At 73.0% G+C, this 22,759-nt stretch carries 16 protein-coding genes; 9 read left to right on the forward strand and 7 right to left on the reverse strand.

Annotated features, from left to right (window positions below):
- The first annotated feature begins 22 nt into the window (after positions 1-22).
- The 7 genes from ACIQ5Y_RS21105 (at position 23) to ACIQ5Y_RS21135 (ending at position 13,449) form a co-directional block, all read left to right on the forward strand.
- Positions 23-1,810: an IucA/IucC family protein gene (locus ACIQ5Y_RS21105; protein ID WP_403882662.1), complete on the forward strand. Its 1,788-nt coding sequence runs from the start codon at positions 23-25 to the stop codon at positions 1,808-1,810.
- A 107-nt stretch (positions 1,811-1,917) separates the two neighbouring features.
- Positions 1,918-3,276, forward strand: coding sequence for an MFS transporter (locus ACIQ5Y_RS21110; RefSeq protein ID WP_403882665.1), 1,359 nt, complete (start codon positions 1,918-1,920; stop codon positions 3,274-3,276).
- Entirely contained in the window at positions 3,276-5,123 is a 1,848-nt protein-coding gene (locus ACIQ5Y_RS21115) for an IucA/IucC family protein (RefSeq protein ID WP_403882352.1), read from the forward strand. The genes ACIQ5Y_RS21110 and ACIQ5Y_RS21115 overlap by 1 nt, the downstream gene beginning before the upstream one ends.
- Positions 5,120-6,379, forward strand: a complete 1,260-nt coding sequence (locus tag ACIQ5Y_RS21120) for a type III PLP-dependent enzyme (protein WP_403882355.1) — start codon at positions 5,120-5,122, stop codon at positions 6,377-6,379. Before ACIQ5Y_RS21115 ends, ACIQ5Y_RS21120 begins: the two co-directional genes overlap by 4 nt.
- Before the next feature lie 106 nt (positions 6,380-6,485).
- Positions 6,486-8,102 (forward strand): methionine--tRNA ligase, encoded by a 1,617-nt coding sequence (metG, locus tag ACIQ5Y_RS21125; protein ID WP_403882358.1) that lies wholly within the window; start codon positions 6,486-6,488, stop codon positions 8,100-8,102.
- A 173-nt stretch (positions 8,103-8,275) separates the two neighbouring features.
- A complete protein-coding gene (locus ACIQ5Y_RS21130) occupies positions 8,276-12,919 on the forward strand; it encodes a HEAT repeat domain-containing protein (RefSeq protein ID WP_403882361.1) in 4,644 nt (1,547 codons plus the stop codon).
- The gene (locus ACIQ5Y_RS21135; protein ID WP_403882364.1) at positions 12,916-13,449 is read left to right on the forward strand and encodes a hypothetical protein; all 534 of its coding nucleotides are present in this window, start codon (positions 12,916-12,918) and stop codon (positions 13,447-13,449) included. Before ACIQ5Y_RS21130 ends, ACIQ5Y_RS21135 begins: the two co-directional genes overlap by 4 nt.
- Positions 13,450-13,512: 63 nt before the next feature.
- On the opposite strand, the gene ACIQ5Y_RS21140 is transcribed toward ACIQ5Y_RS21135, so the two are convergent.
- Both ACIQ5Y_RS21140 and ACIQ5Y_RS21145 read right to left on the reverse strand, forming a co-directional pair.
- Complete coding sequence (locus ACIQ5Y_RS21140) at positions 13,513-14,634, reverse strand: hypothetical protein (protein ID WP_403882367.1); 1,122 nt, start codon at positions 14,632-14,634, stop codon at positions 13,513-13,515.
- Between the two features lie 275 nt (positions 14,635-14,909).
- Positions 14,910-16,343 carry a PLP-dependent aminotransferase family protein gene (locus ACIQ5Y_RS21145; RefSeq protein WP_403882370.1) on the reverse strand — a complete coding sequence of 478 codons (1,434 nt, stop codon included), beginning with the start codon at positions 16,341-16,343 and terminating at the stop codon, positions 14,910-14,912.
- Between the two features lie 73 nt (positions 16,344-16,416).
- Here ACIQ5Y_RS21145 and ACIQ5Y_RS21150 point away from each other — a divergent pair, with 73 nt between their 5' ends.
- Complete coding sequence (locus tag ACIQ5Y_RS21150; RefSeq protein ID WP_403882373.1) at positions 16,417-17,772, forward strand: MFS transporter; 1,356 nt, start codon at positions 16,417-16,419, stop codon at positions 17,770-17,772.
- Between the two features lie 139 nt (positions 17,773-17,911).
- Here ACIQ5Y_RS21150 and ACIQ5Y_RS21155 read toward each other — a convergent pair whose 3' ends face one another.
- Positions 17,912-18,127: a DUF6243 family protein gene (locus ACIQ5Y_RS21155; protein ID WP_403882376.1), complete on the reverse strand. Its 216-nt coding sequence runs from the start codon at positions 18,125-18,127 to the stop codon at positions 17,912-17,914.
- 184 nt (positions 18,128-18,311) lie between these two features.
- Positions 18,312-18,839, reverse strand: coding sequence for an SMI1/KNR4 family protein (locus tag ACIQ5Y_RS21160; protein ID WP_403882379.1), 528 nt, complete (start codon positions 18,837-18,839; stop codon positions 18,312-18,314).
- Positions 18,840-19,166: 327 nt separating this feature from the next.
- On the opposite strand from ACIQ5Y_RS21160, the gene ACIQ5Y_RS21165 reads away from it, so the two are divergent.
- Positions 19,167-19,709, forward strand: coding sequence for an FAD-dependent monooxygenase (locus tag ACIQ5Y_RS21165; RefSeq protein ID WP_403882668.1), 543 nt, complete (start codon positions 19,167-19,169; stop codon positions 19,707-19,709).
- A 58-nt stretch (positions 19,710-19,767) separates the two neighbouring features.
- Here the strand turns inward: ACIQ5Y_RS21165 and ACIQ5Y_RS21170 are convergent, their stop codons facing one another.
- The 3 genes from ACIQ5Y_RS21170 to ACIQ5Y_RS21180 all read right to left on the reverse strand — a co-directional run bounded on the left by ACIQ5Y_RS21170 (position 19,768) and on the right by ACIQ5Y_RS21180 (position 22,758).
- A complete protein-coding gene (locus ACIQ5Y_RS21170) occupies positions 19,768-20,226 on the reverse strand; it encodes a MaoC family dehydratase (RefSeq protein ID WP_403882382.1) in 459 nt (152 codons plus the stop codon).
- Between the two features lie 85 nt (positions 20,227-20,311).
- On the reverse strand, positions 20,312-21,859 hold the full coding sequence (locus tag ACIQ5Y_RS21175) for a long-chain fatty acid--CoA ligase (RefSeq protein ID WP_403882385.1): 1,548 nt from the start codon (positions 21,857-21,859) through the stop codon (positions 20,312-20,314).
- 11 nt (positions 21,860-21,870) lie between these two features.
- On the reverse strand, positions 21,871-22,758 hold the full coding sequence (locus tag ACIQ5Y_RS21180) for an amidohydrolase family protein (protein WP_403882388.1): 888 nt from the start codon (positions 22,756-22,758) through the stop codon (positions 21,871-21,873).
- Position 22,759: the final 1 nt, after the last annotated feature.

The raw sequence follows: 22,759 nt of genomic DNA on the forward strand, positions 1-22,759 counted from the left end.
GACCCCGCTCGACCGTGCGGCCCTGCCTGCCGGCGCGGCCCCGCCCGCGGAAACGGCCGAACCCGCCGACGCCACCGAGGCCGAGCTGCTGCTCCGCGTCCTCGGCGCGCTCCTGCGCGAGGACGTCGTCGGCCTGCGCACCCGCACCACCACCGTCGACCGCGCCGACGGCCGCTGGCTGCGGTTAACTGCCGATGACGGCGACGCCCTGCTCCTCCCGGTCGCCCCGGACGGCTACCAGAGCGTGTACGCCGCCCGATTGCCGCTGCTCGCCCGGGAGTCCGACGGCCGCGAACTGACCACCCACGAAGAGGTCCTCGGCGCCCTCCGCGCGCTCGCCGACCCCGTCGACCGCGCCGGTTTCGACGCCTTCGCCGAGGAGTGCCGCCAGACCCTCGCGACCATGCGCCTGCACGCCCGTACCCGCGACGAGGTCGCCGCCGCCCTCACCGCCGCGCACGGGGAAGACCCCGCCGACTGGACCGGTCTCGCGGCCGGGCTCGCCCACGACACCCTCGCCGCGCGCCTCGACCACCCGGTGTACCCCACCGCGCGCGGCCGCTCCGGCCTCGACGAGAGCCAACTGCGCTCCCACGCTCCCGAGTTCCACCCGCATTTCGCACTGCGCTGGATCGTCGTGCCCGAGCGGGACCTCACCGTGGCGGGCGGCCCCGCCGCATTGCCCGACGCCTGGCCCACCCCCGCCGCGCTCGGCCTGCCCGGGCTCGACGGCAGCCACCTCGCCCTCCCCGTCCACCCGCTCACCGTCGGGGCGCCGCTGCGCGAGGCCCTGAGCGCCGCGGGCCTGGCCGACCGGGCCGTGCTCGCGGAGCGCCCGTACCTCGACGTCGTCCCGACGCTGTCCATGCGTACGGTCGCCGTCACCGACGACCCCACCCTGCACATCAAGGTCCCCATGGCCACCGCCACCCTGGGGCTGCGCAACCGCCGCATCATCCGGCCCGGCTTCCTCGCCGACGGGGTCGCCGGCCAGCGGCTGCTGGAAACCGTCATCGCCCGCGAACCGCGGTTCCAGGGCGTGATCCTGCACGCCGACGAGACCGTCCACGCCCACGCCGGACACGAGCTCCTCGCCGCGCTCTGCCGCCGCCAGCCGGCCGGGCTCGACGACGCCGTCGTCACCCCGCTCGCCGCGCTGCTCGCCGAAGCCCCCGGCGGGAGGCTGCTGATCGACCACCTCGCCGACCGGTTCCACGACGGGGATCCGATCGCCCTGCTCGACGGCTACCTGCGGCTGCTCTTCGACTGGCAGACGACCCTGTTCGGCCACGGCATCGCCCTGGAGTCGCACCAGCAGAACATCTCCCTCGTACTCGACCGCGACCCGGCCGGGGACACCCGCATGCGGCTGCTGCTCAAGGACGACGACAGCCCGCGCGTCAACGCTGCCCGTGCCCGGGCGAGCCTCGGCGCCGACGTGCCGCTCGGTTTCGACGACGCCCGCATCCTCTGCGAGGACGACCGACCGCTCACCGACATGTTCACCACGATCACCCTGCACCTGTGCGCCGGTTCGTACGCCTTCGGGCTCGCCCGGCACGGCCGCGCCGGGGCCGGTGCCCTGCAGGCCCTCGTACGCGACCGGCTCGCCGAGGCGGTCGAACGACTCGGCACCGGAGCGGGGGAGCCGGGAGCCGTGCTCCGCGCCCGGGTCCTGGACGCCCCGGAGCTGCCCGTCAAGGCGATGGTCAGCGCCGGAACCCTGCTCAGCAAGGAACGCTCGGGCGCGGCCGACATCAACAAGCACTACACCACCGGCCCCAACTACCTTCTGAGAGGCCGGCAGTGACCGCGAGCGCACCCCCGCACGGCCGCGAGACCACGGCGCCGACGCCCCCGCCGGCCCCGGAAGCGACGGAGGCCGGCGGAGCCGCGGCGCCGCCGCCCGCCCAGGGCGTGACGGAGGGCGCGGGCGCCGGCCAGGCCCGGCCGGCCCTCGGCCGGGGGCAGGTGCGCGCCGTCGCCGGTTGCTACTTCGTGGCCTCCTTCGCCGCGCTCGGCCTCCCGCCCTTCCTCACCGAGATCCTCCCGGAGCTCGGCGACCGCGACGCGAGCTGGGCCGGCGTGCTCTACATCGTCCCCACCGTCTTCGCGGCCGTCGGAGCCCCGCTCTGGGGACGGCTCGCCGACCGGTTCGGCCGCAAACGGCTCCTGCTGCGCGCCCAGTTGGGGCTGGCCGTGTCCTTCCTGCTGGCCGGCTGGGCCGAGTCCATCCCCGCCTTCACCGTGGCCCTGGTGCTCCAGGGCGTCCTCGGCGGCACCTTCGCGGCCTCCAACTGCTACCTCGGCGCCGCGCTGGAGGGTCCCGAGCTCTCCAGAGCCCTCACCCTGATGCAGGGCGCCGCCCGCGCGGCCCTTGTCCTGGCCCCGATCGTGGTGGGCGGCCTCTCGCCGTGGCTCTCCCCGCACCGGCAGTACGCCCTCCTGGCCGTGCTCCCCCTGACGGCGGCCCTGCTGATCACCGCGCTGCCGGAATCCCGCGGCAACCGGGCGGAACCCCTCGGCACACCGCCCGCCGACACCCCACCGGCCCGGGAGGCCTCAGCGGCCCCGGCGGCCTCAGCGGCCCCGGCGGCTCAGGATGCCGCGACGGGCCGGGCGGCCCAGGGGGCCCCGGCGCCGTCCGCCGCCCCCGCGGTCCCGCATCCCGCCCGAGGGGCCCGCGGCACCTCCCTGCGCGGTCTGTACGCCCTGGAGTTCGCCTTCGTCTTCTCCACGGTGATCTCCTTCCCGTACCTGATCTCCCTGATCGAGGAGCGGATCCCCGGCACCTCCCCGGCGGTGTCCGGAGTCCTCTTCGCCCTGCCCCACCTGTGCTACCTCGCCACGGCGATGTGGGTGCACTCGGCGTTCCACCGCCGGCCCCGCCTCGGCCTGGCGATCGGCTTCGCGTGCATAGCCCTCGGGCTCGCCGGGCACGGGCCGGCCCACTCGCTCGCCACCCTGGTCGCCGTCCGGCTGCTGCTCGGCGCCGGACTCACCCTCGGCCTGGTCTGCCTGGCCGTGATGGCCTCCGAATGCGCCAAGGGCCGCGCCCCCGGCGGCCTGTTCGGCTCGATCGAATTCTTCTCCAAGGCCGGCGCGGTCGTCGCCGGACTGGCCGCCGCCGCGGGCAACGGCCTGTACGGGCCCACCGCACCCGTGCTGACCGGCACGGCCGTGGCGCTGGTCACGGTCTGCGTCACCGCCCTCCCGGCCCTCCGGGCCCTTCCGGCCCCGAACCTCCGCTCTCTCCGCACCCGCTGGAGCCGTTGATGTCCCTGACCGATGAGATCGGTACCGCCGCCGCCCTCTCCTCCACCGTCCCCGCCGGGCTGCCCACGGCCGACGAGGCCGTCGTCCACACCCTCCTGAACTGCCTGCTGCGCGAGCTGTCCGGCCCCGAGCACCAGACCGCCGTCGCGGACGGCCACCTGCTGCTGTGGCTGCCCCGCCGCGGGGTACTGCTGCGCGCCGCCCTGCGCCGTACGTCCCTGCTGGGCGCGCACCGCTTCACCGGACCCGTGCGGGAGCAGCGCGACGGGGGCTGGGCCGAGATCGACTGGCGCCGCCTCGCCGAGTACGCCCACGACGAGCTGGCCCTGCGCACCGACGTGCGCAACGAGGAGTTCCTGGAGCAGATCGCCTCCAGCCACCAGGCCGTCTCGGCCGCGCTCGCCGTACGGGCCGAGTGGCCGCCCGCCGAGACGGCCGGGGGAGGGGCCGGGGCCGGGGGCGGCGACGGGCTCACCGCCTACCTGGAGTCCGAGCAGTCCCTCGTCTTCGGCCACCGCTTCCACCCCACCCCCAAGGCCCGAACCGGCGACACCGCCTCCTGGCTCGCGTACGCCCCCGAGACCGGCGCCTCCTTCCGGCTGCGCCACCTCGCCGTCCGCGAGCAGCTGATCGCCGAGGAGACCGCCGCCGAAGGAGCCGCGGGGCCCCTCGACCGGCTCCGCGCCGACGTGCCCGACGGCTACCGGCTGCTCCCCGCGCACCCGTGGCAGTACGAGATGCTGCGCGAACACCCGCGGCTGCGCGCCGCGTTCGACCGCGGGGACATCCTGGACCTGGGCGAAGCCGGCCGGCCCTTCGCCGCCACCGCCTCCGTCCGCACCCTGTACGACGGGGCCGCCTTCCTGAAGTTCAGCCTCAACATCCGCATCACCAACTGCCTGCGCAAGAACGCGAGTTACGAACTGTCCGGCGCGGTCGCCCTGACCCGCCTGCTGGCCCCGGTCTTCGCCGACCTGGAGGCCCGCTTCCCCGGCACCGCCATGCTCCGCGAGCCCGCCTACCGCAGCATCGCCCTCCCCGGCCCCGACGGCACCCCGGACCGCTCCCTCCTCGAAGGCTTCGGCGTGATCGTCCGCGAGGGGCTCCTCGCCCGGCTGATGCCCGGCACCACCCCGCTGCTCGCCGCGGCCGTCGCCGACGAGTACCCCACCGGCCCCGCGCACGTCTCCCGCCTGCTCGGCGAGGCCTCCGCGCAGACCGCCCTCGACTGGTGGACGGCGTACCTCAAACTGCTCGTCCCGCCCGTCCTCGCCGCGTACTTCGACCACGGACTCGTCCTCGAACCGCACCTGCAGAACGTCGTCGTCTGCGTCGACGAGGAGGGCATGCCCGCCCAGGTCCTCTTCCGCGACCTGGAGGGCACCAAGCTCGTCCCCGAGCAGCACGCCGACCTCCTCGCCGCGCTCCCGGCCGATGTCGCGGGCCCGATGACCTACGACGCCCAGCGCGGCTGGGACCGGGTCGTGTACTGCCTGCTGGTCAACCACGTCGCCGAGGTGCTCGCCGCCCTCGCCGACCTGCACCCGCACACCGAGGCCGCCCTGTGGGCCGAGGTCCGCGCCACCCTCCAGGCGTACGCCGACCGGTACGGCTGCCCGCCTCGCCTCGCCGCCCTGCTCGCCGGGGTGCCGCTGCCCGCCAAGGCCAACCTGCTCACCCGCTGGGAGCGCAAGGCCGACCGCGACGCCGGCTACGTGCGGCTCGCCTCCCCGCTCGCCGAGGACGTCCTCTCCCAGGGCCTGCAACTCCATGCCGAGGCCGGCGCCGACGCCCGCCGCAGCGGCGCCGGACCCGACCACGACCGTGACACCCGGAGCGCCCGATGACCACCTCCACCTCCACCTCCACCTCCACCTCCGCCCCGACCCCCGCGGTGCGCGACCGCCTCGCCACGCTCGACGGCACCGAACTGCCCGCGTACCTCTACGACCTGACCGCGCTGGCCGAGCACGCCGCAGCCGTCCGGGCCGCCCTCCCGGAGCGGGTCGAGCTGTACTACGCGGCCAAGGCCAACCCGGAGCCGGAGATCCTGGCCGCCCTCGGCCCGTACGTCGACGGCTACGAGGTCTCCTCCGGCGGCGAGCTCGCCCACGTGGCCAAGGCGGTGCCCGGCCGCGCCCTCGCCTTCAGCGGACCCGGCAAGACCCCCGCCGAGCTCGCGGCCGCCCTCGAACTGGGCGTGGAGCGCTTCCACGTCGAGAGCCTGCACGAACTGCGCGTGCTGGCCGCCCTCGCCGCGCGCACCACCTCCGGCCGCGAGGCCGTCCCCGGGGTGCTGCTCCGCTTCAACCTCCCCCTGGCGGCCGCCTCCCTGGAAGGCAGCTCGCTTGCCATGGGCGGCCGCCCGACCCCCTTCGGCCTCGACCCGGCCGAGGCCGACGAGGCCGTCCGGCTGCTCACCGACGGCACCTGCCCCGGGCTGCGGCTGCTCGGCGTGCACGCGCACCTGGCGAGCGGCCTGGACGCGCCCGAGCAGCTCGCGGTCGCCGAATCGGTCGTCACCTGGGCCGCGGACCTCGCCGTCCGCCACCGCGTCCCCCTGGCCGAGGTGAACATGGGCGGCGGCATGAGCGTGGACTACGCCGCCCCCGCGACCCGCTTCGACTGGACCTCGTACGGCGCCGGCCTCGCCCGCCTCGCGGACGCCCACCCCGGCCTCACCCTGCGGATCGAGCCGGGCCGGGCACTCACCGCCTACTGCGGCTGGTACGCCACCGAGGTGCTGGACGTGAAGCGAAGCCACGGCGAGGAGTTCGCCGTCGTCCGCGGCGGCACCCACCACATGCGCACCCCCGCGACCAAGGGCCACGACCAGCCCTGCACCGTGATCCCCGTGTCCGAGTGGCCCCACCCCTGGTCCCGCCCCGCGGCGGCCGGGCAGCGGGTCACCCTCACCGGCCAGCTGTGTACCCCGAAGGACCTGCTCTCCCGGAACGTGCCCGCCCCGGGCCTGCGGGCGGGCGACCGGGTGGCCTTCGGCCTGGCGGGCGCCTACGCCTGGAACATCTCGCACCACGACTTCCTGATGCACCCGCGGCCCGGTTTCCACTTCGTCACTTCGAGCGATCACACCCCGGACTGAACCGGCCGGCGCAGCCCCGTCGAGGCTCTGACGACGGCCAACAGCCTTGTACCGCAAGCCTGTTCCCAAAAATGATGCCCGAATCGATCGACTAGACTCGCCAGCCATGAATCCCAATGGACCCGAGTCTGCCGGGGCGAAGGCCTTCTACGTCACCACCCCCATCTACTACGTCAACGATGCTCCTCACTTGGGCCATGCCTACACCACGGTCGCGGCCGACGTGCTCGCCCGCTGGCACCGACAGCGCGGCGAGCGCACCTGGTTCCTCACCGGGACCGACGAGCACGGCCAGAAGATCATGCGCACGGCCGACGCGAACGGCGTGACCCCGCAGGAGTGGTGCGACAGGCTCGTGAGCGAGTCGTGGGAGCCGCTCTGGGAACACCTGGACATGTCGAACGACGACTTCATCCGGACGACCCAGAAGCGGCACACCGACCGGGTCCAGGAGTTCGTACAGGACCTGTACGACAAGGGCGAGATCTACAAGGGCGGCTACGAAGGCCCCTACTGCGTGGGCTGCGAGGAGTACCGGCTGCCCGGCGAGCTCCTCGACGGCGAGGGCGAGTACGAAGGCCAGAAGCTGTGCCCGGTCCACAAGCGGCCGGTGGAGACCCTCAGCGAGGAGAACTACTTCTTCAAGCTGAGCGAGTACGGCGACAGGCTGCTCGCCCACTACGAGGCCGAACCGGGCTTCATCCAGCCCGAGTCCGCGCGCAACGAGGTCGTGAACTTCGTCCGCCAGGGGTTGCAGGACCTGTCGATCTCCCGGTCGACCTTCGACTGGGGCATCCCGGTCCCGTGGGACCCCAAGCACGTGATCTACGTGTGGGTCGACGCGCTGCTGAACTACGCCACGGCGGTCGGCTACAACGAGAACCCGGAGAAGTTCGGGGCGACCTTCCCCGCCGACGTCCACCTGGTCGGAAAGGACATCCTCCGGTTCCACGCGGTCATCTGGCCGGCGATGCTGATGGCCCAGGGCCTGCCGCTGCCGCGGAAGGTCGCCGCGAACGGCTGGCTGATGGTCGGCGGAGAGAAGATGTCGAAGTCGAACCTGACCGGCATCAAGCCCCAGGACCTGACCTCGCACTTCGGCGTGGACGCCTACCGCTGGTACTTCCTGCGCGCGATCTCCTTCGGCCAGGACGGCTCGTTCTCCTGGGAGGACCTCTCCGCCCGGTACACCAGCGAGTTGGCCAACGACTACGGCAACCTGGCGTCCCGTGTCGCGGCCATGGTCGGCAAGTACTTCGGCGGCGTCCTCCCCGAGGCCACGGCCGACGGCGTGGCGGAGCGGGCCGTCCACGAGGGTCTCGCGAAGGCGGTGGCGGAAGCGGACCGCCGCATCGGCGACGAGATCGACTTCCAGGGCGGCATCCTGGCCGTCTTCGAGTTCATCAAGCAGGTCAACGGCTACATCACGGAGCAGGAACCGTGGAAGGTGGCCAAGGACGAATCGAGCGAGGGCCGCGCCCGCCTCGCCACGATCCTCTACACGGCGGCCGAGTCGCTGCGCGCCATCGCCGTCCTGCTGGGCCCGGTCATGCCGGAGACCTCCCGGAAGCTGTGGGACTCCCTGGGCGCCGAGGCATCGCTGGGCGCCCTGGCGGACCAGAAGGTCCAGCAGGCCGGTGAGTGGGGCAAGCTCCAGGCCGGGGCGAAGGTGACCAAGGGAGCGGTCCTCTTCCCGCGCCCGGAGGAACCGGCCACGGCATGACGCACCCCCGGTGTCCGCCGTCCGCCGCCTCCCGACCGTCGGCGGGCAGCGGGCGACGGGCGGCGGAGGGCGGGCGGTGGACACCAGGGGCGCCCGACGGGGCGCGACCGGCGTGAGGCACACGGGGTGAAACCCGCTGGTGGGGCCCGCAACGCCCCCGTTAGCATCCGACGATGACCATGGTGGCGGACGAACCCTTCCGGAATGCGGTACGTCGGGCCGACGTCGACGGGACGGCCGACCACCTCGACGCGCGGCTCTGCCCACCGTCCGCGCTCGGACGTCTCATCCGGCACGAGGATCCCCGCGTGCGGCACCGGGGATTGCTCCTGCTCGCCGAGCGCGTCACGGCGGACCGGCCGGACGGCGAGCCGGAGATGGCGGAACTGGCGGCGCTGCTCCCGCTGTCGCTCGACGGACCGCCGGAGACGGCGCTCGTCCTGGCGCGGCTTTACGAACGACTCGGGCCGTACCTGCGGGGGCTGCCCCGGCCGTCGTGGCGCACGGCCGGGCTGCCGGCCCGCGTGCGGATCGCGTGGCTGCGCGCCGAGCTGCTGACCGACCCGACGCTCGTCCGGACGGAGCCGCCGGGCGAGCCGCTGTACCAGGCCGTACGGGAGACGACCGCGGCCGGCGCGCACCGGCCCGAGCGGCTCGTCGACGAGCTGGCGGCGAGCGGCGACCCGGTGTTGCAGGCCGAGGCGCTGCGACTGGCCCGGCAGGGGCTGTACGCCGGTCTGCTGGCTCCGGCTCCGGTCCGCGCACACGTGATCGACCTGCTCGGCGCCGACAGCGCGGGCGTCGTCGTCGCCGCGCTGGGTGAACTCGCCGCGCCGTGGGCGGTGTTGGATCCCCTGCCCGAGGCGCGCCTGTCCCCCTTCCTCACCGCCGACTCGGTGCGGGACCGGCCCGAGGTGGCCGATGCCGCACTCACTGCATCGGCCCTGCACGGGCACGGCGCCTTGCTGCGGCGGGTCGTCGACGATCCGGATATGCCACCGCTCCTTCGCCGGCGCGGCCTGGAACTGCTCGGTGATTCGGCGGACCGCGACGACATCGGCGCACTGACGGCCGTCGCCGCACAGGACCCGCTGCTGCTGGGCGGGCCGGCGCTGACCTGCCTGAGGGGCCTCCACCGGCGCGGGCACTTCCCGGACGGTCCGCACGTCCCGGCCGTCATCGGCCTCGCGCTGGCCGACCACTCGATCCCGCCCCACGAGGTCGCGACGGTCCTGTTCACCTGCCGGCACGAGATGTTCCGCGTACTGGTGGACACGGCCGCCGGCGATCCGAGCTGGCCGCGACGGCTCGCGCTGCTCGTCGCCCTGGCCGGACAGGGGGCGGGGGAGCTCCCGATCGGGGACGCGATCACCCGCCTCCTTCCCTCGGCCCCGGCGGCGGGGCCGTTCCTCGACGCGATCCGCGCCCTGCGCCACACGGATGCCGAAGACGCCGTGATCGCCCTCCTGCCATCGGCTCCCGCGGCAGCCCTGGACGCCCTGGAAGCCATCGGCGGCCACCGGACGACGACAGCGCTGGGGGAAGGGCTGGGCCTCACCACACCGGACGGCCCGGACGGCCCGTGCAATCCGGACGGCCCGGGCAGCCGGGGCGCGATCGCCCCGCATCTGCGCGCCGTCCGCGGTCGCGCCCTCGAGGTGCTGTGGCATCTGACCGACGATCCGGCACGGCGGCACGCCCTCCTCGTACGTCTAGATCCCACCGACCTGCCGGCCCGCATCGCGGCGGACCTCGGCGGCCCGGACGAGCGGGAACTGGCCCTCCTGAGTTCCCATCTGGATCCGGACGAGCCGGTGGCCGCCCTGTGCCGACTGGCCGCCCACGGCAGCGCCGGCACGCTGCCGGTCATCGCGGACCTGCTCCTGCGCATCTGCGCCGACCTGGCCGCGACCCGGGAGCCGGGCGGTACCGCCGCCCCGGGACAGCGGGACGGGGAGCCCGTGGTACCGCAGGAGGTCCTGGACGCCGTACACGGCCTGGGCCGCCGCCTCTACGAGCGGCGACGGATCAGGCCCTCCTGCCTGCTCGACGCGACGACCGCACGGGAGGCCGGGGACGCACTCGTCGCGAACACGGCACTGGACCTGCTGGAGCGGCCCGGAGTGTCGGCCGGCGAGCAGGCGATCCTCCTCGAACTCCTGCTCCGCGTCCCCTCCGCACGCACCCGCGCGCGGGCGCACCGTCTGCTGCGGCACCGGGACCGGCACGTACGCAAGCACGCGATCGCGCTGCTCGCCCGCGACGCGGCCGGGGACGACGCGCAGGCGCTGTCGGCGACCCTGATCGCACTGACCGCCGCCCAGGACGTCCAGACCGTTCGGCAGGCCCTGCTCGCCCTCGGCCACGCACGGGCCCGCTGGGCCGCCGGCGCGGTCGCCGCCTGTCTCGGCCACCCGAACATGAACATCAAGAAGACCGCCGCCGGGGTCCTGGTCCGCGCGGGTACACCCCGGGCGGTACCGGACCTGCTCCTCTGGCTGGGCCGCCACGACAATCCGGGCCTGCGCGACACCCTCGTCGAGGCCCTGCGCACCATCCTCGGCGACGCGTACCCGGCGACGGTCCTCGCCGCAGCCGAACACAGCGAGGACGGACGGTCCCGCGAGCTGCTGCTGGAAGCCCTCCACGACACGCTGTCGGCACGCTCGGTCCTCGCCCTGCACGCCCAGGCGGCACGGGTGGCACCGCCCCTGCTCACCCTCATCGCGCGACGCCGGATCCGCCTCGCCTCAGGCACGATCGAGGAGCTGTCGACGGCCATGGCCGAGCACGGCATCACCCCGTCGTTCAGCCCGGGCAGCGCAGCGGACCTCGACTTCGGAGCACTGGCGGCGCGGGGTTGGAATCCGTCGGTCGCCCGACGCCTCGCCGACAGGCAGCACGACCTGCCGCGCCCCTTCCGGCTCCGGGAGTTGCGCCCCATGCTGGCGGACTGGCTCCGCCTGGCCGCCGACTCCGAACCCGCCGTTCGGGACCGCGTTCTGCGCCTCACCCTGCGCCTCTGCCCCACACCGTGGACGAAGGAGGAACTGACGGTCTTCGCCCGCTCCACCGGTTCCCTCCTCGCCGCGCTCCCGGCGGCCACCGCCGAAGACCGGCAGGGCCTCGTCGCGGTACTCGAAGCGGTGGCGCCCACCCTTCCCGCGGACCGGAAGCCCGCGGTCGCCGACGCGGTACGCGCACTGCCGCCCGCACCCGGGGCAAGCCCGTCCACCCTGCCCCTGCTCCGCGGCCTGGACGCCGTACTGGTCCGCGCCGACCTCGACCGGGCACTCGCCTCGGCCCGCCTGGACGCCGACCCCCGGCGGGCCGAGACGGCCGTACTACGGGACGCGTTCGCCGCGCCGCAGCCCCCGCCGGCCACGGGACCGGCGGGGACCGACCCCTGGCGGGCCGAGCTGGCCGCCGCGGCGCGGACCCCGGCCGCCCTGCGACAATTCCGAGGACGGCACGACGAGTACGAGGGCATCCCGAACTCGCGTGACCAGCTGTCCGCACTGATCGACCTCCACCCCTTCGCCGGCGACGAGGTCCGCGCCGCCCTCATCGACTGGATGACGGACATCCAGCCGCTGGACGCACCCCCCTGGACCATCGCCGAGACGGCCGCCCGAGCGCCCGCGCGACGACCGCGGACCGTACGGGCGGACGACCTCGACCAGCCCCGCTCGACCGCCCTGCGGGAGCGCCTGCTGGCCATGCTGCGGGCACCCGCCCCGGACCGCCGCCGCACCGCGGCCCTGGCCCTCCTGGAGTGGCCCGAGCCCGAGGCGGGACTTCCCGTACTCCGAGCCTTCCTGCGAGGCCACATCGACGTACCCCTCGGCGCACCACAGGGCCTGCCCCTCGGCGGGACGGACCTGGAGACGGAGTTCCGCAGGCACGACACCCTGCACGACAGGGCGGCCCTCGTCGCGAGTCGACTCGCCCCGCGGGACCTGGAACCACTCGTCCCGCTCCTCCTGGAATGGTGGGAGCACGACCCCCCGGCAGGCCGCTCCGCGGCCGCCCGGGCCCTGGGCCACGCACCCGCCGACGTACTGGCCAAGCACCTCGAAGACCGGCTCGCCGCCGGCGCCCGGGGTTTCCTCGACCTGCTCCGCGGCCGTCCCCTGCTCCGCACCCCCGCGCTGACCCGGACCTCTCTGCGCCTGCGCACCGAAGGCCGCGACGACCTCGCGGACGGCCTCCTCCTCGTGGACGGCCCGCTCCGCGACCCGGACGCCGCGCAACAGGACGCCACCGCCCTGGCCGCCCTCCGCGAGCGCACCCCGGCCACCCCGGTGGGACCGCTGCAACCCCCGTCCCGCCAAGCCCTGTTGGACCAGGCCCGTACCGGCGACCCGGTACGGATACGCCAAGCCCTCACCCGACTGACCGAGCAGCACGGCGGCCCCACCCCGGACCAGGACCCCGCCCTCCGGTCCCTGCTCGGCGAACTCCTGCACCACCCCAGGCCCGGGGTCCGCCTGCACGCCCACCGCACCGCGCGGACGATGCTGGACCGCGAGACGTACCTGCGCCACACGTCGACCCTGCTGTACGACCCCCAGCCGGACCTGGTGCGCATGGCGATCCGCACCCTCTGCCACGCTACGTGGGCACCGGCGATCCCCGCGGTCACCGGACTCCTGGAGCACTCCCGTCCGGTCGTCCGCAGGGCCGCGGCCGAGGGGCTCATCGGACTGGGCCCATCGGTGCTCCCCGCCCTCAGACACGCCGCCGTCCACGCCCGCCCCGACAAACGCTCCGTCTACACGGAGCTCCTCGAACAGATCACGGAAACATCCAGATGAGATCGCGCACGCTGCCCGCCGCCCTCGCCGTGGCCGTCCTGGGGGCGCTGAGCGCCTGCTCCTCCGGGAGCGGCATGAGCGCCGACTCGCGCTACGCCACCGACTACGGGAACCATCACCCCCTGGCGGTGGTCGGCTACCCGTCCACCGGGTCACTGGGCATCGCACAGCAGGTGGTGTGGCGGATCGCGGACGGCGAGGCCGACGCACTCGCGGCGCTGGCCTACGGGAAGCAGGACGTCGACGGCGAGTCCGTGAAGACCGCGGACAACTGGATCAAGGCATTCGGCAAGGGCGCCGCGGGGAAGGTCACCGCGGAGTTCTACGACGAGGGCTCGGTCCGCCAGGAAGTCGTCCTCTACTTCCACGACACCGGTCAGATCAAGCAGGTCCAGGTCGTGGGGAAGGGCTCGGACGGCCGGGACGACTGGAAGGTGATCATGGCTGAGCCGGATCCCGTGGGGGCCGCCGCCGCACCCGGCTGGGCGCCGAAGACCCCGGGCGGTCTCGGCTCGAAGACCGTGCGGTGAGCCGAACCGGTCGCGAGGGCACCGAGGGTCCTCGGTCGAGCCTTCCACTGGCGCACGACGGCGTCACACCCGGCGGCAGCGCTCTCGAAGCTCGGAGATGACGGCTTCTTCGAGCGCGTTGACGGGGCCGTCCACCGTGGCCACCCGGTGGGCGGCGTAGAGGACGTCGCTCAGATCCCCCGGCGTGGCGTCCACGCGCTGCCACACCTCGGCGGGATCGATGTCGACGAGGCGGGCGAGTCGTTCATCGACCACCTGGTGCCCCTCCCGGACCAGCCTGACCAGGTGCCGCATCAGCAGCACCTCGTCGTCGGCGGTCTTCCGGTCCGCCGTGATGACGAGCCACGCCACCCACAGCATCAACTGCGGGTGCCGGCTGCGCTCGCTCAGGCCCTCGGCGAGCTCGATCACCCGCGCCTCGTTCCGGAAGACGGTTTGCGCGTGCCGCCCCGCGAGCAGCGTCGTGTAGCGGTTCAGCACCACCGCGACGGGAACGCCGACCGCGGGGATGCCGATCTTGATGACATTGCGCTGCAGGAGATGCTTCCCGACGACGGGGAGCCCCTTGGCGGCGGTCAGTACCGTGCCGGAGTAGAAGCGCTTGATCAGCGGCCGTATCACGACCGGGACCGCCTTGACCACGCCTTCCCGGGCCACTTCTCCGGTCTTGATCGTGAAGGCCACGCGAATGAGCTTCCACATGTCTTCGGGGTCGGAGAGGTCGAGCGGCACCCGGTAGAGGACCGAGATGTCGTAGGCCAGCCGGAGTTGGAGCCGGGTGATGAACGCGACGTCGACCATCACGGTCGCGACGGCGGCCGGGAACGTCGCCGGCGAGGCACCGCCGAGGCTCCCGATGGTGGCGGCGATGGCCGCCGAATAGGCGCCGGCGGAGAGCCCGCCTTCGAGCGCGGCGTACCGAGCCGCCATCTTGACGAGCTGATCGACGACGGCGTCCGCCGGTACGCCCGCGTACCGCTCCTGGAAGTACTGCCAGTCGACCTTCTCGGTGTAGGAGCGCATGGCCTGGGCGCACAGCTTGGTGAACCAGCTGCCCGACTTGATGTCGTCCGGGCTCAGCTCCTTGACGAAGTCCCGTATCTCGGCCCGCTCGCGCTCGACCGTCTCCCGGTCGGCGTCGTCGTGGTCGCCGGCATCGACGGCGTCGATCGGAGTTGTTGTCAAGGCGAGTTCCCCCAGGCGGATCGGCGGATCGGCGTACGCCTGTACGACCCCGCTGACGTCTCGACAGGGTGACTCGGCAACCGGGACATCCGTCGACGGATGTCCCGTCGGGCTGCAACCCTAGCGCTTCGTCATGTGGCGGGTGCCGTCATTCCACCCTTTGCCGCGATCGCCTTCGCCATGCGCAACTGCGCCACATTGCGGGCGGTTTGAGCGTAGGCGACCGCGCCCACCGCCCACCGCCCTTCGGTTCCGCCGGTCGACCGCTGTGCGTCTCACCCGCGCCTCGGGCCGAGCTCCGTGAGCGCGGCTCCCAGCCGACGTGCGCCTTCGGTCAGTTCGGCGTGATCGGCGGTGGCGGCGAATCCGATGCGGAGGTGAGCGGCCGGCGGCTCGGTGGCGAAGTAGCGGCTGCCGGCGCTCACGGCGACACCGCGTTGGCGGGCGGCGCCGGTGAGTACGGTGTCCTCCACGCCGGACGGCAGGCGGACCCACAAGTGCAGTCCGCCCGTGGGCGGTCCGGCCAAGGTCGCACCGGGGATCTCCCGGGTGACCGCGGCGGCCAGTACGGCGCACCGCTCCCGCAGCGCCGCACCCAGAGAGCGGACGTGCCGGTCCCAGGACGGGGAGCTGAGCACTTCCAGCGCGGCTTCCTGGAGCGGGCGGGTGACGAAGAAGTCGTCGACCAGGCGTACGGCCCGCATGCGCTCCATGACCGGTCCGCGGGCCACCAGCGCCCCGATCCGCAGGCTCGGTGCGGCGGGCTTGGTGAGTGAGGTGACGTGTACGACCGTGCCGTCGAGGTCGTCGGCCACCAGCGGTCGCGGTACGGCGCCGCCGTGTCCCAGGTGCCGTGCGAAGTCGTCCTCGAGTACGAACGCGCCCGAGGCGCGCGCCACGTCGAGGATCTGGCGACGCCGTTCGGGCGGGAGCACGGCGCCGGTCGGGTTCTGGAAGGTCGGCTGGCAGTACAGCAGTCGCGCGCCGGTCATCGCGAACGCGTCGGCCAGCATGTCGGGCCGCAAGCCGTCGGCGTCGAGCGGTACCGGAACGGGCCGCAGCCCCGCGGCGCGCGCGGCGGCCAGGGCCCGGGGATAGGTGGGGGACTCGACCAGGACCGGGCTGCCGGGCCCGGCGATGGCCCGGAACGCGATCGACAGGGCGCTCTGCCCGCCGGCGGTGACGAGCACGTCCTTTGGCGCCACGCTGCCGCCGACGATCCGGGCGAACACGGCGCGCAGCGCCGACAGACCGCCGGCAGGGGCGCGGTCCCAGGCGTCCGGCCGGCGTGCCGCCCGCGCCAGCGCCGCGCTCAGCGCCCGCGTGGGCTGGAGCGAACGGTGCACGTAGCCGCCGTCCATCGTGATCGTCCCGGCCGGCGGCGGGCCGAGCGGGTCGGAGATCAGGTGGGTGTCGACGGCGCGGTCGGTGAGGGCGACCGTCTGCCAGTCGGTGTCCGTGTCGCCGGCGCCGGCGCCGGCCGTGTCGCGATGGCGGCCCGGCTGCGCCGCGAACGTCCCACTGCCCGGACGGGTCACCACCGCGCCCTCGGCGGCCAGTGCGGCGATGGCCCGCGCCACTGTCGCCGGGCCGACCCGGTATTCCTTGATCAGTTCCCGGCTGCTCGGCAGCCGGTCGCCGGGCGACAACCGGGAGACCAGCGCCCGGAGGCTGTCGGCCAACTCCCCAGAAGTGCTACCGTCATTCATGAGAGACAACAGTAGCGCTTCTGGTCCCGGTCGGGAAGCACTTCAGCCGGACCACGCCGGCCGGCGGGCGGCGATGACCTTCCCCAAGCTCTCAACTCCGTTCGAGCAGGGGAGACCCCATCCGCGGACTCCCACCGGGGAACCGTCCACGGAAGGCCTCTGGCGCAACGGCGACTTCCTCAGGTTCTGGTTCGGTGAGACCCTCTCGCTCCTCGGCACCCAGGTCACGAACCTCGCCCTGCCGCTGACCGCGATCACGGCCTTCGACGCCACCGACGAGCAGGTCGGCATCCTGCGGTTCCTGCAACTCGTCCCCTACCTCGGGCTCGCCCTGGTCTTCGGGGTGTGGGTGGACCGGGCCCGACGCCGGCGGATCATGCTCGGCGCCAACCTCGTCCGGATGGTCCTGCTGGCCCTCGTCCCCGTCCTGTACGCGACGGACGCGCTCGGCATGGGATCGCTGCTGGTGATCGCCTGCGCGGTCGGCGTCGCCTCGGTGCTGTTCGACGTGAGCTGGATGTCGTACGTGCCCACGCTCGTACGCGACCCCGAGCACTATGTCGAAGCGAGCGCGAAGATGGGGATGAGCTCATCGGCGGCCGACGTGGCGGGGCCCGGGCTCGCGGGGGTCCTGATCGGCGCCCTGACCGCGCCCGTGGCACTGATCGTCGACGCCTTCTCCTATCTGGTGTCCCTGATGTCGCTGCTGCTCATCCGCACGCCCGAGCCACGCCCCGAACCGCCCGCGGCAAGACGGCACCTGCCCACCGAACTCCGGGACGGCCTGCGCTTGGTGCTGAAGAACCCGGTCCTGCGGTCGCTGGCCCTGATCGGGTTCTGCTGCAACCTCTCCATGATCTCCGTGTGGACGATGTTCCTGCTCTACGGAACACACGACCTGCACCTGGACTCGACGACCCTCGGCGGTATCTTCGCGACGGCCTCCGTGGGCGGCCTGATCGGCGCGGCGGTCTCCCGCCGGGTCATCCGGCGCTTCCGGCTCGGCCTCGTCTACCTCGTCGCCCAGTCGGCCCTCCTCATCGGCCCGACGCTGATCGTCCTGGCCACCGGACCCCGGCCGGTGATGGTGGGGATGTTCGTCCTCTCCTTCTTCACCACCTACCTCGGACTCGGCGTCGCCGGCGTCGTCATCGTCAGCCTGCGCCAGGCCAGTACGCCGCGGTCGATGATGGGCAGGATGACGGCGGTCTTCCGCACCCTGCTGTTCGGCGGCGGCGCACTCGGCGGCCTGTTCGCGGGCCTGCTGTCCGGCCGGATCGGCGCCCGGGGGGCGTTGACCGTGGCGGCGATCGGCTCGGCCGCCGTGCTCGTCGCGCTCGTTCTGTCCCCGGTGAGCCGACTGCGCGGCCTGCCGTCGGCACCGGAGGAACCGACCGCGGCGGCAGCGGAGGGGCAGGCGACCGACTGAACCGGAGATGCCGAGGTACTGGTCGCGGCGGAGCCGGAGCACCGCAGCCGGGGCGTCCGCCCGGGCCACCCCCGATACGCCGGCAGGGCCCCCGATGCGGCGGCCCTGCCCTCGTACAGTGCCGCTCGGCGGCGTCGCTTCAGTTCTGTGTGGTGTCGTCGCCCTGCTGCGCGGCGGCCTCGGATGCGCGCGCCTTCTCGCGCATCTTGCGCACCAGCTCCGCCTTCTGGGCGGCGACACCCTGGCGGTCGAGGTTGCGGTGCGGACCGTTGTTCTGCCGCTCGGCGCGGGACAGCTTCTTGCGCTGACCGCCGCCCTGGCCCACGGGGTTGTTGATGTTCTTGCTGTCGGGCACGGGGACTCCCGGTGATGGTGTGAAGTGATCTGCGGACTCATCGATGGGGGACGGGCGCGACGACGTCCAAGGACGTCAGCAGGGGCCCGTCACGCTCTCACTCGTGAATCGGCGTCTGGAGGAACATGACAAAGACGTTACCCGGTTCCGTCGCCCCCGCACGCCGACCCTTTCGGCGCCGGGTTCAGCGGCAGAGCTCCATGATGACGTCGTCGAAGTCGGGGAACTCCTGGGCGGCCAGTTCGATCACGGCAGTCGCCGGCCGACGCCGGAGCGGTGCGAATTGTTCGGCGATGGCCGTCAGTCCCTGATGGGGACGCGGGGTCCAGTCGGGCTCGTACGAGGTGGCAGCTTCCCAGGGGCCGAAACCGCCCGCCAGCAGCCACAGGAAGTCGCCCAGGTCGCGCGCGACGACACCGGTCTCTCCCTCGGACCCGAGGAAGACGATGGGCTGCTCGGCCACGGGCCGGCTCGGCCGGATCAGCCAGAACGCCGCGTACCCGCCCGAGCCGTCCTGCCCGAACACGCGGAAGTCGTCGCCGTCCAGTTCGCAGTTCCCGGTCCACGCCTGGAACCAGTCGCTGGTATCGGCGGCGGTCAAGAAGGCCGGGAAGGGCTCGAAGTCGATGCCGTTCTCGGCCGCATGGTCGTAACGAACGGCCAGCGCGGTGGCGAGCGCGGCGGGGAACTGTCGGTCATCGGTGGGCGTCACGGGGACAGGCTAGCCATGGGGTCCGACACTGGTGGTCCTCGGTCTTCCACCGGGGGCAGCAGGTGGGAGCAGGCCGAGCGTGCTACGAACGCGATGCCGTCGTAATCCTCGGCCGGGACGAGCGGGGCCGTGTTCAAGCGGTGGAGGAACCGTTGGACGCAGGCGCCCACGGTTCACGCGACGAGCCCGTCGGCCCCAGGGGCAACCGCCGATGTGCGCCTACACGAAGTACAAGCTCTCCATGTCCCTCACCGCGTCCACCGAGTGCCGCACACGGAACGCCGTCGTCTCCATCTCGTCCCATCCCCACGGATCCGAGTGCCCGAGATGACGAACGGCTCGTCGTTGCCGTCGGTCGCGAACGCGGGATTCATGCCGCCCCACGCGGCAGCGTGCACGACCCTTCAGGCGCGGGTGGCCGGTGTGGACGGCTTCCGGCTGAAGGAGGGGCCGATCACCGAGAAGACGGTGCTGCGGTTCCGCTCCTTCGTGCAGGAGCCGATGCGCTGGGGGTCGCCGGCCCTTGCCGGGGACGCCGCGCACACGGTGCCGCCGACCGGTGCCCGCGGGCTCAACCTGGCGCTGCACGACGTGAAGGTCCTCGCCGACGTGCTGCCACGGGTCCTCTCCCGCGAGGGCGAGGCCGCGCCGGACGAGTACCAGCCGCGGGCCCTCCAGCGGATCTGGCGGGCGCGGAACTTCTCGTACTGGATGACCCGGCTGCTCCACACCGTGCCCGGCGGCTCGGCCTACGACCTGCGGCGTCGGCTCGGCGAGCTCGACAACGTGGTGGGCACGCGCGCCGGACGCACCTACCTGGCCGAGCAGTACACCGGCTTGCCCACTTCCGGAGGCCGCCGAGAGGGGTGAAGCAGTGCCGGGGGCGGTACCGACCTCGTGGTCGGTACCGCCCCCGGCGTGGGGCTGGTCAGGCGTAGTGGCGGTAGACGGCTTGGGCGACGCAGGCCGGCTTGTCGCTGCCGTCGACCTCGATGGTGAACGTCAGGGGCATCTGTACACCGTTGCCCTTCACCTCCTCCACGGTGCCGACGGCGCCGTGGAGGCGGATCTTCGCTCCGACCGGTACGGGTGCGGGGAAACGGACCTTCTCCAGGCCGTAGTTGACGCTCATCCTGGTGCCGGTGATCTCCAGCAGCTCGCCGAAGAGCGGAATGATGAGGGAGAGGGTCAGGTAGCCGTGGGCGATCGGGCCGCCGAAGGGCCCGTCCTTGGCCTTCTCCGGGTCCGTGTGGATCCACTGGTGGTCGTCGGTGGCGTCGGCGAAGGTGTTCACCCGCTTCTGGGTGATGTCGAGCCAGCCTGTACGGCCGAGGTCGGCTCCGGTGAGGGCCATGAGCTGGTCGAGGCCGTGGGCGGTGGTGGGCATGACGGATCCTTCCGATGGTGCGGGCGGCGGGGGCGGGCGGCGGGCGGCGGGGGGCGCCGCCCGCGGAGGGCGTGTCGTATGTCTGTCAGGCGCGCGGACGGCTGCCGGGACCGTTCGCGTGCGTGTCGCGCACGGCGGCCTTGACGATCTTCCCGGAGGCCGTGCGGGGCAGGTCCTCGGTCAGGACGACGGACTTGGGGATCTTGTACTTGGCGAGTCGGCCCCTCAGGTGGCCGAGGATGTCGTCCTCACCGGCGTGAACGTCGGGTCTGAGGACGACGACGGCCCGGCCGACCTCGCCCCAGACCGGGTCGGGCACGCCGATGACCGCGCATTCGGCGACGGCGGGGTGGGTGAGGAGCGCGTCCTCCACCTCGGCCGGGTAGACGTTCTCCCCGCCCGAGACGAACATGTCCTTGACCCGGTCGACGATGTAGGCGTACCCGTCGCCGTCCGTCCGGGCGATGTCACCGGTGCGCAGCCAGCGGCCGTCGGCGAAGGCGGCCTCGGTGTCCTCGGGCCGGCCCCAGTAGCCGGTCATGACGTGGGGGCCCTGGACCAGGACCTCCCCGCGCTGTCCGGGGCCGGCCTCGCTGCCGTCCGGCAGCACCACACGGGTGTCGGTGAAGAAGTGCGGCACCCCGGCGGAGCCCGCTTTGACCGAGGTGTGTTCCCGGTCCAGGAAGAGGACCCCGGGGGATGCCTCGGTCATGCCGTAGCCCTGGCTGAAGGCCAGGCCGCGGTCGAGGTACGCGGTGATGGTGCGGGTGGGCACGGGTGCGCCGCCGCAGTTGAGGGTGCGCAGGCTGGACAGGTCCGTGGTCTCCCAGCGGGGCCGGGCGGCCATGGCGTCGTACATGGTGGGGACGCCGAACATGTACGTCACGCGCAGGTCCTCGATCAGTTCCAGGACGCGCTCGGCGTCGAAGGCTCCGAGGAGGACCACCCGGCCGCCCTTGAGCAGGGTGGGCAGGCACGTCATGTTGAGTCCGGCAGTGTGGAACAGCGGGGCCACGACGAGGGTCACCTCGTCGCCGCCGAGGTCGGTGTCGACGAGGACGTTGACGCTGTTCCAGGTGATGTTGGCGTGGGAGAGGACGGCGCCCTTGGGGCGGCCCGTGGTCCCGGAGGTGTACATGATCATGCACGGGTCCTCGGGTGCCACGGCCTCGTCCAGGGGGCCGGTCCCGGCGCCCGCGAGCAGCTCCTCGTAGCCGAGGGCGCCGTCCTCGTCGGGTCCTGCGACCGTGATCCGGTGCCGTACGCCCGCTTCGGCCGCCGCGGCACGGGCCACCTCGCCCTGTTCGGGAGCGTGGATGAGGACGGTGCTGCCCGAGTCGGCCAGGTTGAACGCCAATTCCGGAGTCGCCAAACGGGTGTTGAGCGGGACGAAGACCGCCCCCAGAGTCCCGGCGGCGAAGAGGGTCTCCAGGAACGCCGGGTGATTGGGGCCGAGGTAGGCGATCCGGTCTCCCCGTGCCACGCCCGACGCCCGCAGGGCGTGGGCGAGGCGCAGGACCCGCTCGTGCAGCGCGCGGTAGGTCCATACGCGGCCTTCGTGGACGACGGCGATCCGGTCGGGTGTCTTGCGGGCCCGACGCGCCGGCCAGGATCCGATGCCTTGGTTCAACACGAACGGTTCCTTCAGTCGTTGAGGAGGCCGAGCAGACGGGCGGCGTTCTCCTTGAGGATCTTCGGCCGGACCTCGGGCCTGATGTCGAGCTTCTCGAAGTCCGCGAGCCATCGGTCGGGAGTGATGACGGGGTAGTCGGAGCCGAAGAGGACCTTGTCCTTGAGCAGGGTGTTGGCGTAGCGGACGAGCTGCGGCGGGAAGTACTTCGGCGACCAGCCGGACAGGTCGATGTACACGTGCGGCTTGTGGGTGGCCACCGCCAGGGCCTCGTCCTGCCAGGGGAAGGACGGATGGGCCAGGATGATCCGCAGCTCGGGGAAGTCGACGGCCACGTCGTCGAGCAGCATCGGGTTCGAGTACTTCAGCCGGATGCCTCCGCCGCCCGGCACGCCGGCGCCGATGCCGGTCTGGCCGGTGTGGAACAGCGCGGGCACGCCGAGTTCCTCGATGGCCTCGTACAGCGGGTAGGCGAGCGGGTCGTTCGGGGAGAACGCCTGGATGCTGGGGTGGAACTTGAAGCCGCGGACGCCGTGGTCCTCCACGAGCCGCCGTGCCTCGCGCGCACCCGCGCGGCCCTTGTGCGGGTCGATGCTCGCGAAGGGGATCAGCACGTCGGCGTGTGCGGCGCAGCTCTCGGCGATCTCCTCGTTGGAGATCCGCGGGTGGCCGGTGGCGTGTTCGGCGTCGACGGTGAACACCACGGCCGCCATGCGGCGCTCGCGGTAGTGGTCGGCCATCTCCTCGATGGTCGGCTGTCGGTGGCCGTGGGCCTTGAAGTACTTCTCGGAGGCTCCGAACAGCTCCGGGCTCAGGGACCCGTGGCCGTCCTTGGAGACCTCCGCGTGGGTGTGCATGTCGATGGCGGTGAGCCGGTCGAGGTCGAGCGCGAGGTCGGCCATG

The organism is Streptomyces sp. NPDC096339 (genome assembly GCF_044762985.1).
Taxonomy (GTDB): domain Bacteria; phylum Actinomycetota; class Actinomycetes; order Streptomycetales; family Streptomycetaceae; genus Streptomyces.

What these genes read in the sequence shown, in the direction of transcription:
- ACIQ5Y_RS21130 (WP_403882361.1), top strand. Translation starts at nt 8,276, where the DNA reads ATGACCATGGTGGCGGACGAACCCTTCCGGAATGCGGTACGTCGGGCC.
- ACIQ5Y_RS21165 (WP_403882668.1), top strand. Translation starts at nt 19,167, where the DNA reads ATGACGAACGGCTCGTCGTTGCCGTCGGTCGCGAACGCGGGATTCATG.
- ACIQ5Y_RS21115 (WP_403882352.1), top strand. Translation starts at nt 3,276, where the DNA reads ATGTCCCTGACCGATGAGATCGGTACCGCCGCCGCCCTCTCCTCCACC.
- ACIQ5Y_RS21120 (WP_403882355.1), top strand. Translation starts at nt 5,120, where the DNA reads ATGACCACCTCCACCTCCACCTCCACCTCCACCTCCGCCCCGACCCCC.
- ACIQ5Y_RS21145 (WP_403882370.1), bottom strand. Translation starts at nt 16,343, where the DNA reads ATGAATGACGGTAGCACTTCTGGGGAGTTGGCCGACAGCCTCCGGGCG.
- metG (WP_403882358.1), top strand. Translation starts at nt 6,486, where the DNA reads ATGAATCCCAATGGACCCGAGTCTGCCGGGGCGAAGGCCTTCTACGTC.
- ACIQ5Y_RS21135 (WP_403882364.1), top strand. Translation starts at nt 12,916, where the DNA reads ATGAGATCGCGCACGCTGCCCGCCGCCCTCGCCGTGGCCGTCCTGGGG.
- ACIQ5Y_RS21180 (WP_403882388.1), bottom strand. Translation starts at nt 22,758, where the DNA reads ATGGCCGACCTCGCGCTCGACCTCGACCGGCTCACCGCCATCGACATG.
- ACIQ5Y_RS21150 (WP_403882373.1), top strand. Translation starts at nt 16,417, where the DNA reads ATGACCTTCCCCAAGCTCTCAACTCCGTTCGAGCAGGGGAGACCCCAT.
- ACIQ5Y_RS21170 (WP_403882382.1), bottom strand. Translation starts at nt 20,226, where the DNA reads ATGCCCACCACCGCCCACGGCCTCGACCAGCTCATGGCCCTCACCGGA.